This window comes from Actinospongiicola halichondriae (genome assembly GCF_049103745.1).
Lineage (GTDB): Bacteria > Actinomycetota > Acidimicrobiia > Acidimicrobiales > Salinilacustritrichaceae > Salinilacustrithrix > Salinilacustrithrix halichondriae.
Genome location: NZ_CP171622.1, coordinates 1,639,367 through 1,654,172, shown reverse-complemented (window position 1 = coordinate 1,654,172; position 14,806 = coordinate 1,639,367). Strand labels below are relative to the sequence as shown.

General features: G+C 69.2%; 16 protein-coding genes. 4 read left to right on the top strand and 12 right to left on the bottom strand.

Going from position 1 to position 14,806, the window contains the following annotated elements; all coding sequences use genetic code 11:
* Position 1: 1 nt before the first annotated feature.
* From AB8619_RS08095 to AB8619_RS08065, 7 genes are all read right to left on the bottom strand, one after another.
* Positions 2-1,039, bottom strand: coding sequence for a hypothetical protein (locus tag AB8619_RS08095; RefSeq protein ID WP_436795956.1), 1,038 nt, complete (start codon positions 1,037-1,039; stop codon positions 2-4).
* 374 nt (positions 1,040-1,413) lie between these two features.
* Positions 1,414-2,565 carry a ribonuclease D gene (locus AB8619_RS08090; protein ID WP_436795955.1) on the bottom strand — a complete coding sequence of 384 codons (1,152 nt, stop codon included), beginning with the start codon at positions 2,563-2,565 and terminating at the stop codon, positions 1,414-1,416.
* 9 nt (positions 2,566-2,574) lie between these two features.
* A complete protein-coding gene (locus tag AB8619_RS08085) occupies positions 2,575-2,889 on the bottom strand; it encodes a rhodanese-like domain-containing protein (protein ID WP_436795954.1) in 315 nt (104 codons plus the stop codon).
* 39 nt (positions 2,890-2,928) lie between these two features.
* The gene (gene mobA / locus AB8619_RS08080) at positions 2,929-3,504 is read right to left on the bottom strand and encodes a molybdenum cofactor guanylyltransferase (protein WP_436795953.1); all 576 of its coding nucleotides are present in this window, start codon (positions 3,502-3,504) and stop codon (positions 2,929-2,931) included.
* Positions 3,501-4,757 carry a pyridoxal phosphate-dependent decarboxylase family protein gene (locus AB8619_RS08075; RefSeq protein WP_436795952.1) on the bottom strand — a complete coding sequence of 419 codons (1,257 nt, stop codon included), beginning with the start codon at positions 4,755-4,757 and terminating at the stop codon, positions 3,501-3,503. Before AB8619_RS08075 ends, mobA begins: the two co-directional genes overlap by 4 nt.
* Before the next feature lie 125 nt (positions 4,758-4,882).
* Complete coding sequence (locus AB8619_RS08070; RefSeq protein WP_436795951.1) at positions 4,883-5,776, bottom strand: hypothetical protein; 894 nt, start codon at positions 5,774-5,776, stop codon at positions 4,883-4,885.
* A gap of 29 nt (positions 5,777-5,805) precedes the next feature.
* A complete protein-coding gene (locus AB8619_RS08065; RefSeq protein ID WP_436795950.1) occupies positions 5,806-6,237 on the bottom strand; it encodes a DUF3151 domain-containing protein in 432 nt (143 codons plus the stop codon).
* 60 nt (positions 6,238-6,297) lie between these two features.
* Between AB8619_RS08065 and AB8619_RS08060 the strand changes: the two genes are divergently transcribed.
* Positions 6,298-6,582, top strand: a complete 285-nt coding sequence (locus AB8619_RS08060; protein WP_436795949.1) for a hypothetical protein — start codon at positions 6,298-6,300, stop codon at positions 6,580-6,582.
* A gap of 22 nt (positions 6,583-6,604) precedes the next feature.
* Here the strand turns inward: AB8619_RS08060 and AB8619_RS08055 are convergent, their stop codons facing one another.
* Both AB8619_RS08055 and pyk read right to left on the bottom strand, forming a co-directional pair.
* On the bottom strand, positions 6,605-7,384 hold the full coding sequence (locus AB8619_RS08055; protein ID WP_436795948.1) for an alpha/beta fold hydrolase: 780 nt from the start codon (positions 7,382-7,384) through the stop codon (positions 6,605-6,607).
* Positions 7,381-8,811, bottom strand: a complete 1,431-nt coding sequence (gene pyk, locus AB8619_RS08050; RefSeq protein WP_436795947.1) for a pyruvate kinase — start codon at positions 8,809-8,811, stop codon at positions 7,381-7,383. Before pyk ends, AB8619_RS08055 begins: the two co-directional genes overlap by 4 nt.
* Before the next feature lie 69 nt (positions 8,812-8,880).
* Here pyk and arfB point away from each other — a divergent pair, with 69 nt between their 5' ends.
* The gene (arfB, locus tag AB8619_RS08045) at positions 8,881-9,300 is read left to right on the top strand and encodes an alternative ribosome rescue aminoacyl-tRNA hydrolase ArfB (protein WP_436795946.1); all 420 of its coding nucleotides are present in this window, start codon (positions 8,881-8,883) and stop codon (positions 9,298-9,300) included.
* Here arfB and AB8619_RS08040 read toward each other — a convergent pair whose 3' ends face one another.
* Positions 9,301-10,503 (bottom strand): acyl-CoA dehydrogenase family protein, encoded by a 1,203-nt coding sequence (locus AB8619_RS08040; protein WP_436795945.1) that lies wholly within the window; start codon positions 10,501-10,503, stop codon positions 9,301-9,303. It lies immediately after the preceding gene.
* A gap of 37 nt (positions 10,504-10,540) precedes the next feature.
* A complete protein-coding gene (locus AB8619_RS08035) occupies positions 10,541-11,296 on the bottom strand; it encodes an RIO1 family regulatory kinase/ATPase domain-containing protein (RefSeq protein WP_436795944.1) in 756 nt (251 codons plus the stop codon).
* 287 nt (positions 11,297-11,583) lie between these two features.
* On the opposite strand from AB8619_RS08035, the gene aqpZ reads away from it, so the two are divergent.
* Positions 11,584-12,327 carry an aquaporin Z gene (gene aqpZ, locus AB8619_RS08030; RefSeq protein ID WP_436795943.1) on the top strand — a complete coding sequence of 248 codons (744 nt, stop codon included), beginning with the start codon at positions 11,584-11,586 and terminating at the stop codon, positions 12,325-12,327.
* Between the two features lie 9 nt (positions 12,328-12,336).
* On the opposite strand, the gene AB8619_RS08025 is transcribed toward aqpZ, so the two are convergent.
* Positions 12,337-13,110, bottom strand: coding sequence for a transglutaminase family protein (locus AB8619_RS08025; protein ID WP_436795942.1), 774 nt, complete (start codon positions 13,108-13,110; stop codon positions 12,337-12,339).
* A gap of 138 nt (positions 13,111-13,248) precedes the next feature.
* On the opposite strand from AB8619_RS08025, the gene AB8619_RS08020 reads away from it, so the two are divergent.
* Positions 13,249-14,805, top strand: a complete 1,557-nt coding sequence (locus tag AB8619_RS08020) for an AMP-binding protein (protein ID WP_436795941.1) — start codon at positions 13,249-13,251, stop codon at positions 14,803-14,805.
* Position 14,806: the final 1 nt, after the last annotated feature.

The window sequence follows — 14,806 nt, the reverse complement described above, 5'->3', positions numbered from 1 at the left end:
GTCAGCCGTTGCGGAAGCCGCGCAGGACGTCCCAGAACTCCGGACGACTGGTCGCGTAGTCGTAGATGCTCCCGCCGATCGCCCCGTGCTCCGCCGATGCCTGCAGCATCTCCTCGAGGTCCTGTGCCGTCGAGTCGGTGCCGACGCCGCCGATCGGGTGGACCATCGCATCCTCGTCACCCAGGTTCGAGCGCACGCGGGCGATGTTGGTCGCCGTGTAGCGATAGGCGGACCGCCACTCACCGACGCGGTTCGTCCAGTAGGCCATCGGCATCCACACGTCGTAGTACGGCTCGATCTCGGTCCACGGGAAGTCGGGCCAGTACGTGGCGCTGAGGTCCTCGATGAGCACCGGTTCGAGGACGATGCCACCGATCGCCTGACCGGGAAGCCGACGACGCAACTCGGCCGAGAGGGCCACCAGGCGGCGGCTCCGCTCCTCGACATCGTCGACCTGGGTCCCCTCGATGTCGATCGCCACGCCTTCGATCCCGAGTGCGGCCATCGCCATGATGTGCTCGAGATCCTTCGCGGGGTCCACGAACGCCGGGAGGTACCACCCCACGACGGCGATGCCGTGGTCACGGGCTCGCGAGAGGATGGCGCCGAGGCGTTCGGGCTCGATCACCCCGACGTCGTCCTCCCAGTAGCTGGTCTGGATGTAGAGCGTCTGGACGCCCTCCGCCGCCATGTGGTCGATGGCCTCCACCCCGACGGGCGAACCGTTCGGGCCCGCCCACTCGACCGACCAGTCGTAGCGGTCGAGCCATGCCCCGAGCCCTCGGTAGGGCTCCACGGTCCCGGGCGCGACCGGCACCGACTCCACGCTGGGAGACGATGACGATGTCGAGGTCGAGGGCACGGGCGCGGCCGGTGCCGCCAAGCTCTCGGGAGGCGAGGGGACGCTCGTGGTCGTCGGCTCCACGGTGCTCGAGGTCGTGACGGCATCCGGGGCGCGCTCGATCGCCAGATCCCGGCTGCTGGTGCCGCACGCCGGAGCGAGCAGGACCAGCACCAACCCCCAGGCGCGCAGATGCATGTCGGAGCGACCCTAGTGATCAGACGCTGGAACGAAGCGGCACCCCGACCCACGACGCGCGTGGGCGGAGGGGCATCGGCCTAGTAGTCGTCCGCGTCGGCCATGCACCACCCGGCGTGGGACGCGCCGGGCTTGGCCCCGCACTCGTCGCACGGTTCTGGCGGCTTCTCTTCGAAAATGTCCGAGATGTCAATCCCGGTGTCCGAACGCTTGAGCGCACGGGCTTCTTCGAAACGGCGATGTCGACCCTTTTCACGGGCGTGCTCCCGACTCGGTGGGGGCTTGTGAGCGAGCCAGTGTAGCGCCGATCGTTCCGGACACTCCCAGGCAGGACTGAATCTATCGGGCCGGACCGCTCGATCCGCGACCGGGGTTCAGGTCGACTGCTCCGGACGGAGCACGAGACCCACGCCACGCTCGAACGAGAGGGCCGATCGACCGTCCAGAAGTGCCTCGATGTCGGCCGCGAGCGCCTCGGCCCGCCAGCCGGAGTTGAGACGGCTGTCGGGGTCGTCCCGCAGGAAGTCCTCGAGATCCCTCCGAGTCGCGAGGACGGCGGGATCGAGCTCCAGCTCCCGTGCGCGCTGGGAGACCCACGAGGTCAGCAGCGGAACCGCACCGCGAACGTCGGCCGGAACCGGCGTCGCCTCGGGGAACCGGACCAGATCGAGGTCGAGGTCGCTCCCCCGGGCGATCGCATCCATGAGGTCGCCACGGACGGCCTTGGGGATCCCTCGGTCACGGAGACCGCGGATCTTGGTCAGCGCATCGACCGACTTCGGTGGTCGCTGGGCGACGCCGGCGAGCGCGAGGTCCGGGAGGACCGAGCGCAGCGGACGGTCGGTCTCCGCGGCATGAGCTTCACGCCACCGGGCCACCTCCTGGGCGATGGCGGCAGCGCGACCTCGGAGACGTCGGGCCTCCTTCACCCGCCACCAGGCCGTGTCCGGGTCGTTGTCGACCAACGCCTTCTCGACCATGGCATCGCACTCGTTGGCGACCCACCCGAGCCGGTTCCGGGCCTCGAGCGACTCGCCCAACATGTCATGGAGGTCGAAGAGGTGGAGCACGTCGGCCTCGGCGTAGGCGAGCGCGCCCGGTGGCAGCGGGCGTTCGAGCCAGTCGGTCAGACGGTCGCCCTTCGCTAGATCGACGTCGAGCAGCTTCTTCACGAGCGGGGCGAGCCCGATCGAGCTCATCCCGAGGAACGATGCGGCGACCTGGGTGTCGAAGAGATCGTCGGGCAGCACGCCGACCGAGCGGCGGAAGACCTCGAGGTCCTGGCCGGCGGCGTGCATGACGATGGTCCGGCCACGGAGCACGTCGCCGAAGGGCCGGAGGTCGATGTCGATCGGGTCGATCAGGGCACGACCCCCCGACCACGACACCTGCACCAGTGCACAGACCGGCCAATAGGTCCGTTCGCGATGGAACTCGGTGTCGATCCCCACCCGCGGCTCCGCGGTGAGGGTGCCGATGAGATCGGCGAGGGCGTCGTCGGTGTCGACCCAGCGGGCGTTCGTCAAGACGTCGACTCAGGCGCCGGACTCGACCGGCTTGCCCGCCTCGATCCAGGCCATGGTGCCGCCGGCGACGTTGACGGCGTCGACGCCCTTCGCTCGGAGGAACTCGACCGCCTTGGCGCTGCGCCCACCGGACTTGCAGATCACGTAGACCTCGCCGTCGGTCGGGAACTCCGCCACACGGTCGGGCACCTGGTCGAGCGGGACCAGCACCACGCCGGGTGCATGCGCCTCCTCGTACTCGTCCGGCTGACGCACGTCGAAGACGGGGAGGCCGGCCTCGAGCTTGTCCGACAGGGTTTCGACGTCGATCGCGGGGATGTCCACGACGGAGATCGTACGCAACCGACGGCCCGCGTCCGGACCTCAGGGCCGATCCGGCAGATCCGAGGGGTGATCGGCGTCGTCGAAGGGGCGTCGGTCGCCCTCGTCGACGAAGCCGATCTCGAGGCCGTGGACGGCGCCGTACACCGACCGTTCCCCGGACGAGAAGATCGCCTCCAGGACCCCGGCCACCCGGCGGCGCCACACGCCATGGGTCCACTGGGGACGGCCGTCGACCCTCGGGAACACGCCGTCGACGCCGGTCTCGGAGAGACTGGCGACGAGCCGGCGGACGGCCGCAGGATCCGGGTCGAGGAGATCGCAGCTCAACACCGCGACGAGATCCTGGGGCCCAGGCGCGCGGAGGGCGGAGATCACCCCACCCAGGGGTCCCTCGCCCGGCCACCGATCGGCGACGAGATCGAGTCCGAGTTCGCCGAGGGCGACGTGGTCGCCTCCGACGGCGACCACGTTGCCCGCTCCGGCCTCCTGCAGCGCATGTGCGACACGGCACGCCATGGCGACCCCGTCGACGGTGACGAGCGCCTTGTCCGACCCCATGCGCCGGCTGGCGCCGCCGCAGAGCACGGCACCGTCGAAGGCGCTCGTCGCACTCACGTGTCGGCGATACCGCCGTAGCTCGCGGCCTTGCCCCGGCTCTCGCCGTGTTCGGCGACGGCCTCACGGAGGTCCTCGAGGAAGGCGTCGACGACGTTGGCGTGGAACGGCCACAGCATGAGGTGCAACCCGCCCTGCTGGCGGTCGAGGTGCCATCCGCGATCGTCCATCACGTCGCCGACCGCGCCGATGTCCGGCGCGTCGTCGCCCAGTGCAGGATCGGCGGCGAACTCGAACAACGACATGTCGGGCTCGTGCGTCAGCGCCAGCCCGTCGATGGCGGTGATGCCGTCGCGGAACGCCCGCACCGTGTCGCGCAGCGTCTCGGCGAGGGCCACGTAGCCGGGCTCACCCAGATGCCGGATGGTCGCCCACGCCGCAGCGATCGGAGACGCAGCGCGTGTACCGGCGGTGGTGGCCGACCCGTAGAGCCCGCCGGGCCAGTCGTCGTAGAGGAAGAACTGCTTCGCCAGTAGGCCCTTGTCGCGGTAGAGCACGAGCGACGCGCCCTTGAAGGTCCAGCCGTACTTGTGGATGTCGGCGGACATCGACGTCACGCCGTCCACTCGGAAGTCCCAGGGAGGAACGTCCTCGCCGATGCGCTCCCAGAACGGCAGGAGAAACCCGCCCAGACAGGCGTCGACGTGACAGAGGATGCCGGCTTCCTTCGCGGCTGCCGCGAGCGGCGGGATGTCGTCGATGACGCCGTACGGATAGCAAGGAGACGATCCCACGACCATGGCCGTGCGGTCGTCGATGGCGGCGATCATGGCATCCACATCGGCGCGGCCGTCGGCGAGCACCGGCACGCGGACCTGCTCGACGTCGAGGTACTTGCAGGCCTTGGCGAAGGCCGGATGCGCGGTCGCGGCGGTGAGGAGTGTCGGTTCGGCGATGCCGCGCTCGGTCCGAGCGTGATCGCGCATCGTCTGGACGGCGAGGAAGATCGACTCCGTCCCGCCGCTGGTCAGGCGGCCGTGGCCGGGCCCGTTCATGAGGGCGGAACCCCACTCGATGACCTCGCCCTCCATCTCGGTCAGACTCGGGAACGCGAACGGGTTGAGCGCGTTCTCGTGGAGGTACTCGCTCGCGACCGCCTCGTGCAGTCGATCGAGATCCTCGTCATCGGGGTGGTACACGAGGCTGAAGGTCCGGCCCCCGCGCCAGTTGGCGTCGCGGTCACGCCGGGCCGTGATGGTGGCGAGCACCTCGTCGACGGGCATGGACGAGTCGGGAAAGGTCGGTTTGCTCATGTCGGGAGACTAGGAACTTGCGCTCCCCTGCCGCGTCGACCCTCCGCCACTCCCCGCCCCCCACCCGTTCTGGTGAACGGATGACACCACCACGTGGCACGGACGTTCACCAGAACGGATGGGGGTCAGCGGCCGGCGATCGCGCGGAGGTCGGCGATGTCGGCTTCGTCGAAGTCCGTGGGTGGACCACCCGTCAGGAGATCGCCGACCAGGGTCGACTCGACCGCGTAGTACATGACCGACCCGCGACTCGCCGAGTGCCCCGGGTGTTCGGGGTCGGCCCGGCCGGTGGCGAGCACGAGGTCGACGAGACCGAGGAGGTGTCCGACCTCGTGGGTGGTGACGGCAGCCTCGACACGCGTGGACGCGACCAGCGGCCCAGCAGCCTCGTCGACGCGATCGGAGAAGACCGCGGCGACATCGGACCGGACGGCCACGCCGACGGTCTGATCGGCGTCGGCGAGTCCGCCGTGCACGAACAGGAGGGTCAGGACCGCGGCATCGGCCCCCTGCGCCGGACCGGTGCGGTCGGCTTCGGCGACGATGGCTGACGGTGTCCACTGCCGCGCTCCACCCGGGACCGACCCGCCCTGCAACGTCACCGTCTTGCCCGACGTCTGCGCCAGCAACGACCGGATGCGGTCGACGGTCGCGGCCTCGGGTTCGGCACCGCTCTGGGAGCGCACCTCGAGGACGATGCTGTCGGCCTGATCAGCGCGCAGGTACCAGGGGCCGAACGCCCCGACCGCGCCTTCACGCGGCACCGACATCCGGCCGGGAGCCGAGACCGGGGTCGAGGTCGACGGAGCGGTCGGCGTCGAGTCCGGCCCGGGAGACGGCGAACCGCCCTCGGTGTCGGGGACACCGCCGTCGGGGCTCGTGCCGCCATCGGGCACGGTGGACGACTCCGAGATCGGAGGCACGGTCGACGACGCCGTCGTACCCGCCCGATCGAGTTCGGCCCCGTCGCCACCACACGCCGCGACCGCGACGACGAGCGCCAACAGCAACGCCGGCACCCCGCGACATCGACGGCCCCCCATCGCGATCAGCCCGGTCGGGTCGAGGGATCCAGTTGCGCCAGGAACTGCAGGCACCGCTCGGCCTCGTCCTGTTCACCGATCGCCTCGGCCATCCGACGGAGTCCGTCGAGCGAACGAAGGAACCCCTGGTTCTCGCGATGCGCCCAGCGGACGTACCCCGAACCGCGCCACCCGTTGGCACGGAGTCGGTCGAGGCCACGGTGGTAGCCGACACGGAATGCGGCGTACGCCTCGACGTCGTCTCGCGCCGTCTCGCCGAGCAACGCCCATGCGAGGAGGCAGCGGGGGTGGTCGGCAACGACAGCGGCGACCGCTGCGTGCTGCTCCCCTGGATCGAGTGCCTCGGCCGCAGCCAGGCGCTCGAGGGCGTCGGCCGGCTCGGCGTCGAGGACGGTTTCGGGAGGTCCGCTGGCCGAGAGGTTCACGTTCTGTGACATGGCACGGAGCCTATGGGCGTGCCGTCACACCGCCCCATCGGGCTGCAGTACCCTCCAAGCGTGCGGATGATCCTGGCGGCGGCTCCCTTCGAGGACTTCGCGCGTGAGAACAGCCCGATCCTCGCGGTCATCGTGTGCGTGATCCTCGCCCTCCTGATCGCACGACTGATCACCAGGACCATGACGCGCCTCGTGCTGTTGGGCATCGTGGTCCTCGCCGGCCTGTTCATCGTCATCGAGCGCGACAACATCACCGAGTGCACGCAGACCTGCGAATGCCGACTGGCGGGGTTCGACACCACGATCCCTGCGTGCAACGCCAAGCTCCCCCGCACCGGCACCTGAGGTCAGGTCCGAGCGATCGCGGTCAGCCGGTCGGGATGGTCGACCGCATCGAACGGATCAGGTCGGCGAACGCCGACGGGTGACTCAGGTGGACACCGTGTGTGGCTCCGTCGACCTCGACGTGGCGTCCGTCGGGCACACCATCGGCGACCGCACGCGCCGACTGCCCGTGGTGGGCCACACCGAGTGACCCGTTGGCCGCCAGCACCGGACAACCGACGTCGGCGAGGTCGAACGGCGGCGGCCATGGCGGGCGGAGGTGGCCCATCTCGGCGACCAAGGTCGGTCCCTCGGCCCGTCGCGCGGCCCGCGTCGACGGAGGCAGCCGGAGCCAGCGCTCGTCGCCGAGCATGCGACGCATGAACGCCTCTGCCGCCTCCTCTGGGTCGGGGGCATCGGCGACCGCGCTCGCTCCGGCGCTGCGCGTCGGCCACCACGGCATCCAGGGCAGCGGACACTCGTACACCACGACACCGGAGATCCTGTCCGGTTCGCGGGCGGCAGCGCCGAGGGCGATGGTGCCGCCGTAGGAGTGCCCGGCCACGATCGGCGACGGGCTGTCGCCGATCACGTCGAGGAGGTCGTCGACCTGCTGCGAGAACGACGCTGCCGGCCCGAGTCCGAGTGAACGTCCGTAGCCACGACGGTCGTATCGGACCACGCGGAACTCGTCGAGGACCCGCACGACGCGCCCGAAGCTGGTCGAGCGGTCCATCGTCCCGTGGACGAGCACCACGGTCGGACCCTCGCCGTGTTCTGTCCGCCAGACCGCTCCGTCGGCGGTGCACTCCGCGCCGCTCACGTCACCGGCACGACCCGCAGCACGTCGGTGGTGCCCGGATTCAGTCCGTCCGGAGCACCGGCCAGCACGGCGACGACCTGGCCGATCTTGACGTAACCGAGTTGCTTCGCCCGATGGACGGCGTGGTCGACCATCTCGTCGGTGGTCTTGTACTGGTCGACCAGCATCGGCTGCGTACCCCAGACCATGGCGAGCTGGCGGACCGTGTGCGGGATCGGACTGGCCCCGATGAGCACGCCCGGCGGACGGAACCGTGACATCGCTCGAGCCGTGTAGCCGGAGTTGGTGCACGAGATGATGGCGTCGAGCTCGAGCTCGGTCGCGAGGCGCCATGCCGCGTGGCTCATGCCGGCGGTGATCCGTGTCCCGACGTCGAGCTGCACCTGGCCCTGGATCCGGCCGAGCGACGCGCCCCAGGTCTCGTAGTCGGCAGCAGCTTCGGCACGCTCGCACAGATGCGCCATGGTCTTGATCACCAGCACCGGGTTGTGCCCGATGGCGGTCTCGGCCGACAGCATCACCGCGGTCGTGCCGTCGAACACCGCGTTGGCCACGTCGGTGGCCTCGGCACGTGTCGGCGACGGCGAGTGGATCATGGACTCGAGCATCTGGGTGGCGGTGATCACCGGCACACCGAACGCGACCCCTCGGCGGATGATCTGCTTCTGGAGGTGCGGCACCTCGGCGATGTCGCACTCGTTCCCGAGGTCGCCGCGAGCGACCATGACCGCGTCGGACATGTTGACGATCTCGTCGAGCGCCTCGACCGCGGCCTTGGTCTCGATCTTGGCCACCACCGACGCCGTCCCGGCACGGGCCTTCACGGCCTCGACCTCCGCGGCCGAGCGGACGAACGAGGCAGCGATGAAGTCGAGGTCGTCGGCGAGGGCGTCGATCAGCTCGATGTCGACGTCGGTGGGCACACTCACCCGCAACCGTCCCGAGGGCAGCGTCACACCCGGCCGGCCCTGGATGCGCCCGCCGTGTTCGACCTCGACGACGAGATGGGTCTCGGTCTTGTCGACCGTGATGAGCCGGACACTGCCGTCGCCCAGCACCAGCGAGTCGCCGACGTCGACGTCCTCGACCAGGTGCTCGTAGTCGACGTGGATACGATCGTCGGTCGTCGGATCGAGGCCGGGCCACACCTCGAAGCGGTGACCCTCGGTGAGGAACATGCCCGCATCGTCGAGCACGGCACCCATACGGATCTTGGGACCGGGGAGGTCACCGAGGATCGCCACCGGCTGGCCGATCCGCTCGGACACCGCTCGGATACGGGCGATTCGGGCTCGATGCTCGGGGATGGTCCCGTGCGCCAGGCCGAGTCGACAGACGTCGACGCCGGCACGGATCAGCGCCTCCAGGACCTCTTCGGAGTCGGATGCAGGTCCGATCGTGGCGACGATCTTGGTACGAGGGATCACCCTGCGACGATACCCACCCCCGAGGCAACCCCTGACCGGGAGTTCCGCATCGCCTGTCAGACTCGCACGATGGCCGGTGACGACGACCTCACGACGAGCCGCGGACTCCACGTCGCCGGCAGCGCGCTGTCGTGGTGGGCGACCCGCTCCGGAGGACCTGGCGGCCAACACGCCAACACGTCGGACACGGCCGTGACCATCGAACTCGACGTCGACGCGTCCGGCCTCCCGTCGGCCGTACGATCGCGCCTGCGGACCGCGCACGGTGCCACCGTCCGCGCGTCGTCGTCGGACTCACGGTCGCAGTTCCGCAACCGTCAACTGGCTCGCAAGCGCCTCGGCGACCTCATCGACGAGGCCGCGCGACCTCCACGGACCCGTCGACCGACGAAGAAGACACGTGGCTCGCAGCGGCGCCGCCTCGAGGCGAAGCGCCAGAACGCCGAGAAGAAGAAAGGCCGGTCCTGGAAACCCGGCCACGACCACTGATCAGTTGCGAGGCACCTCGGACCAGGCGACGTCCTTGTCGGTCCGGATGTCACCGGGAAGACCCAGGACGCGCTCGCCGAGGATGTTCTTCATGATCTCGGTCGTGCCGCCCTCGATCGAATTGGCCCGCATGCGCAGGAAGATCTGGGTCGTCGGCACGCCCGTGAGGCCGGTGTGCGAGGTCTGCTCCATGTCGTACGAGCCGTACAGCTGCCCTTCGGGGCCCATGCAGTTGACGGCGAACGCGTAGAGGTCCTTGTTCAGTTCGGCGCTCGCGAGCTTGCCGACCGAGCCCTCGGGGCCGGGGTTGCCGACCTTGCGGTTGCCGGACGCTCGGATGTTGGTCAGCCGCGTCACGTCGGCACGCACCCACAGCTTCATGAACTCGTCGCGACGGGCAGCATCGTCGGCGGCGACATGCTCCTCGAAGACCCGCCGGACCTCGCCGATCGCTCCGGATCCACGCTTGGGAATCGCGCCACCGATCGACACCCGCTCGTTCATCAGCGTGGTGATGGCGACACGCCAGCCTTCGCCGACCTCGCCGAGGCGCTCCTCGTCCGGGATCCGGACGTCGGTGAAGTACACCTCGTTGAACTCGGCGTCGCCGGTCATCTGGCGCAGCGGCCGGACCTCGACGCCGGGGGCCTTCATGTCGACGACGAAGTGCGTCAGACCCTTGTGCTTGGGCTGCTCCGGATCGCTCCGTGACACGAGCGTGCCGAAGCTGGCGACGTGAGCGAGGGTGGTCCACACCTTCTGGCCGTTGATGATCCACTCGTCGCCGTCACGCACCGCACGAGACGACAGGCCGGCGACGTCGGACCCGGCACCCGGCTCGGAGAACAGCTGGCACCAGATCTCCTCGCCGGTGAACAGGGGCCGCAGGTAGCGACGCTTCTGGTCATCGGATCCGTGCGTGTAGATCGTCGGCGCCGACATCCCGTGGCCGATGGGGTTGAACGCCTGCGCCATCGGGCCGCCCGCGGCATGGATCCGCTCGTTGATCAGCTTCTGGTGCTTGGCGGCGAGACCGAGGCCACCGAAGCCCTCGTCGTAGTGGACCCAGGCCAGACCCGCGTCGAACTGCGCGCCGAGGAAGTCCCGGGGCTTCGTGTCACCGGGAGGGTTCTCGGCGAGGAGGCGGTCGATCGCCTCCTCCACGCGAGCTTCTTCGGTGGTGGGTGCATCGGTGACGGCCATGCCCCCAGTTCAGCCCGCACTTGACCGTTCGGTCAAGTCAGCCGAACGCCGCCCCGAGGAGATCGGCGAAGACCTCCTCGGGGTCGTCGTCGATGCCCTGTCGGGAGAACCAGCCACAGACGTTCACGACGTCTCGATGCAGGAACGCCACACCGTTGGGATTGGCGGCGATGTCGACGGCCTGGGGGAAGTCGATGAACCACAGCCGCCCCTCCCACCAGAGGAGGTTGTAGGCCGACAGGTCGCCGTGAGCCCATCCGGCCGCGGTGATCGCGCGGAGGCCGTCGAGCAGGTCGTGCCAGGCATCGCGGACCTCCGAGCGCGAGAGTCGGGCGCGCCCGAGTTGCGGGGCGGCCTGTTCGCGATCGCCGACGAACTCCATGTCGAAGCGGTCCTCGCCGAAGGAGATCGGGTACGGCACGCTGCACCCGGACTCCCAGAGCGCTCGCATCACGTCGTACTCGTGGCTCGTCCACCGGTCCTGGAGGAGCTTCTTGCCGTACGTCGACATCTGTTCCACCGCGCGACGGTCTCGGGTCTTGCGGAACTGTCTGCCTTCCCGGTACTCGACGTCGTGGCGGAAGGTCGAGGCACGTTGGAGGCCCATCGCCTCGAGCTCACCCTTCGACTTCACCGAGCGCGGCAGGTATCGCTTGCGGGCGACGAGGCACGTACGCCCGTCGGCGCCGACCCGTTCGACGAGGTCGATCTGGGCCTCCTTGCCCGAACGGAGGACGCCGAGTTCGTGCTCGGCGACGGGGTCGTCGACGAGCCAGTTCGGATTGCTGTTCACTGTTTCTCCTGAGGATGCGGTCGGTGGTGGATCGACGACCGCCCGCACGCTCAGGTGCGACGTCAGGCCCTCCGGGGGGCGCGGTCGACGGATGGGGCATCGCACATGGCAGTCATGGAAACGCACACCTCCTCGTCGACTCGACAGTGAGCGGCAACGTACCCAGCGGCAGACGACACCCGAAGTGAATATCCGGTTCCCCCACCTCGATCGAGGCCGCTCGTAGGGTTTCGTACACATATCGGGGCGTCGTGCCTTCGGGTCCGGCGATACATCGGGGGATCCTCATGGGACGCAAGCTCACGGCCGAACTCGTCGGGACGTTCTGGTTGGTGCTCGGGGGGTGTGGCACCGCGGTCCTGGCCGGAGAGTTCGTCGGCTTCCTCGGGGTGGCGTTCGCCTTCGGACTCACCGTCCTCACCGGCGCCTACTTCCTCGGCCACATCTCCGGCGGTCACTTCAACCCGGCGGTCACGATCGGTCTCTTCGCCGCGGGCAAGGCGGACCGGAAGGACGTCGGTCCCTATGTCATCGCCCAGGTCGTCGGCGCCGTCATCGCCTGCGCGGTGCTCGCGGTCGTGGCCAACGGCGTCGACGGGTTCGACCTGGCCGAGAGCGGCTTCGCGGCCAACGGCTTCGCCGACCACTCCCCCAACGGCTACAGCGCGCTGGCCGGGTTCGTCACCGAGTTCGTCCTGACCGCCGTGTTCCTCATGATCATCCTGGGCGCGACGCGGGAGAAGGCGCCGCTGGCCGGAGGGGTCTCGGCACCCATCGCCATCGGCCTCGGACTCACCCTCATCCACCTCATCAGCATCCCGGTGACCAACACGTCGGTGAACCCCGCACGCTCGTTCGGGCCGGCGGTGTTCGTGGGTGACTGGGCCATGGAACAACTCTGGATGTTCTGGGTCGCACCGATCGCCGGGGCGGTCGCCGGCGCTGCGCTGCACAAGTACCTGCTCGACGACGGACCGGTCCCGATGGACCCGGCAACCGAGGACGAGGCCGCGCTCGCTCCACGGGACTGACGCCCGGGGTCAGTTCAGACGGGCTCGGAGTCGTCTCGCCTCCGCGAGCTCGCGCTCCGGGTCCGAAGCCCGACCGCCGTCGACGATCGACTCCAACACCTTGGCCGCACGGGCGAAGTCGCCGGTCGCGGCCAGCGCTCCGCCGAAGATCCGCTCGTCGTCGGCCGTCGATCCGGGCACCACGGTGCGCAGTTGTGTGGTCCACAGCAACGCGTCCCGGTCGCCGCTGCGGCGGTGGATGTTGGTCAGGTTGGCGAGGATGCGGCGCACGATGTCGAGCGGCGCCAAGGGTGCCAGGAACGGTCCGATGTCGATACCGGGTGCGAGCGTCCGGAACATCTCGTCCAAGTCCCCTCTGTCGAGCACACGCCCGCCGCCGAACACGTCGACGAAACGGACCTCCGGGTCCCGGGTCCGAACGACGAAATGCGCGGGTGTCCCGACGCCGTCGAGACCGACCCCCACCCGTCGACCGACCTCCATCGCGAGGACCGCGAGCGTGATCGGGATGCCACGACCGCGATCCAGCACGGCGTGGAGATACGAGTTCCGGGCGTCGTAGTAGGTCGCCCGGTCACCGACGAACGCGCCGGTCCCGAACAACGCTGCGAGGAGCGCCTCCAACGACGGCTCGGCGACCGATTCGGCCAGTGCGTCGAGCCGGGCCAGGCCGGCCGCGACATCGCAGTCCGGATCGGCATGGGCCCCGATGAGGAACGCAGCCTCGTCGAGCGGGACGGGGTCGCGGGCGACGACGTCGGCGAATCGCTCAGTGGCTTCCACCCGTCACCTCCACGTCAGGGCACCGTAGCCCTCTCCCGTCCAGACTGCTCGAGGGAAGGCTGCTTGAGGGATGGCGCTCGGGCGACGGAGTACGGTCTCGCCCTCGTAGGCCGTCCCACCCCTCTCCAGGAGACCTCGATGTACCCCGGTGCCATCGCCGCAACCACGCCCGACCGACCCGCCGTGATCATGGCGTCCGACGGGCGGACCATCACGTTCGCCGAACTCGACGAGGAGGCCAACCGCCTCAGCCGTCTGTTCCGCTCCGTCGGCCTCCAGCCCGGCGACCACGTCGCGTTCTGCATGGAGAACCACCCCCGCTTCCTGTCGGTCGCCTGGGGTTGCCACTACGCCGGCCTCTACTACACGGCGATGTCGTCACGTCTCAACGACGACGAGATGCAGTACATCCTCGACGACTGTGGCGCGAAGGCGTTCATCACCTCGGCCTACAAGAAGGATGCCGCCACGAAGGTCGTCGGTGCGGCCGCCGGCGTCGAGACCTGGTTGATGATGGACGGCGTCGCCGACGGCTACGCCAGCTACGAGGACGCCATCGCCGACCAGAGCCCCGAGCCGCTCGAGGGACGCATCGCCGGCGCCGACATGCTCTACAGCTCCGGCACGACCGGGCGCCCCAAGGGCGTCAAGCCGCCGCTGCCGAGCCAGCCGCTCGAGGAGGCCGGCACGTCGGTCAACGGCCTGCTGGCCCTGCTCTTCGGCCTCACCGAGGACTCGGTGTACCTGTCACCGGCGCCGCTCTACCACGCTGCCCCGCTGCGCTTCTGCATGGGTGCGCAGATGGGCGGAGCGACGGTCGTCGTGATGGAACACTTCGATCCCGAGGAGGCACTGGCCCTCATCGAGAAGTACGGGGTCACCCTCAGCCAGTGGGTCCCGACGATGTTCATCCGCATGCTCAAGCTCCCGGAGGAGGTGCGTGCGAAGTACGACGTGTCGTCGCTCGAGGTCGCCGTACATGCCGCCGCCCCGTGTCCGGTCGAGGTCAAGAAGAAGATGATCGACTGGTGGGGTCCGGTGCTGCACGAGTACTACGCCGGCACCGAGGGCAACGGGTTCGTGTACACGAACTCGCACGACTGGCTGGAGCATCCCGGCAGCGTCGGCAAGGCCTTGATCGGCACGTTGCACATCGTCGGTGACGACGGCGAAGAGGTACCCGTCGGCGAGCCCGGCACGGTCTACTTCGAGGGCGAGTCGGCGTCGACGTTCGAGTACCACAACGATCCGGACAAGACGCAGGACTCACGCGATCCGAAGGGGCGCGGATGGTCGACGCTCGGCGACGTCGGACGGCTCGACGAGGACGGCTTCCTCTACCTCACCGACCGCAAGGCGTACATGATCATCTCCGGCGGAGTGAACATCTACCCCCAGGAGGCTGAGAACGCCCTCGCGCTCCACCCGAAGGTGCTCGACGTCGCGGTGTTCGGCGTCCCGAACGAGGACTTCGGTGAAGAGGTCAAGGCCGTCGTCCAGCCGGCCGACGGCGTCGAGGGGACGCCCGAGTTGGAGCGCGAGCTCATCGCCTTCTGCCGCGAGAAGTTGGCCGACGTGAAGTGCCCTCGCTCGATCGACTTCCGGGACGAGCTCCCCCGTCACCCGACGGGGAAGCTCTACAAGCGCCTGCTCAAGGACGAGTACTGGCAGGGCCACGAGTCCGGGATCATCTGAG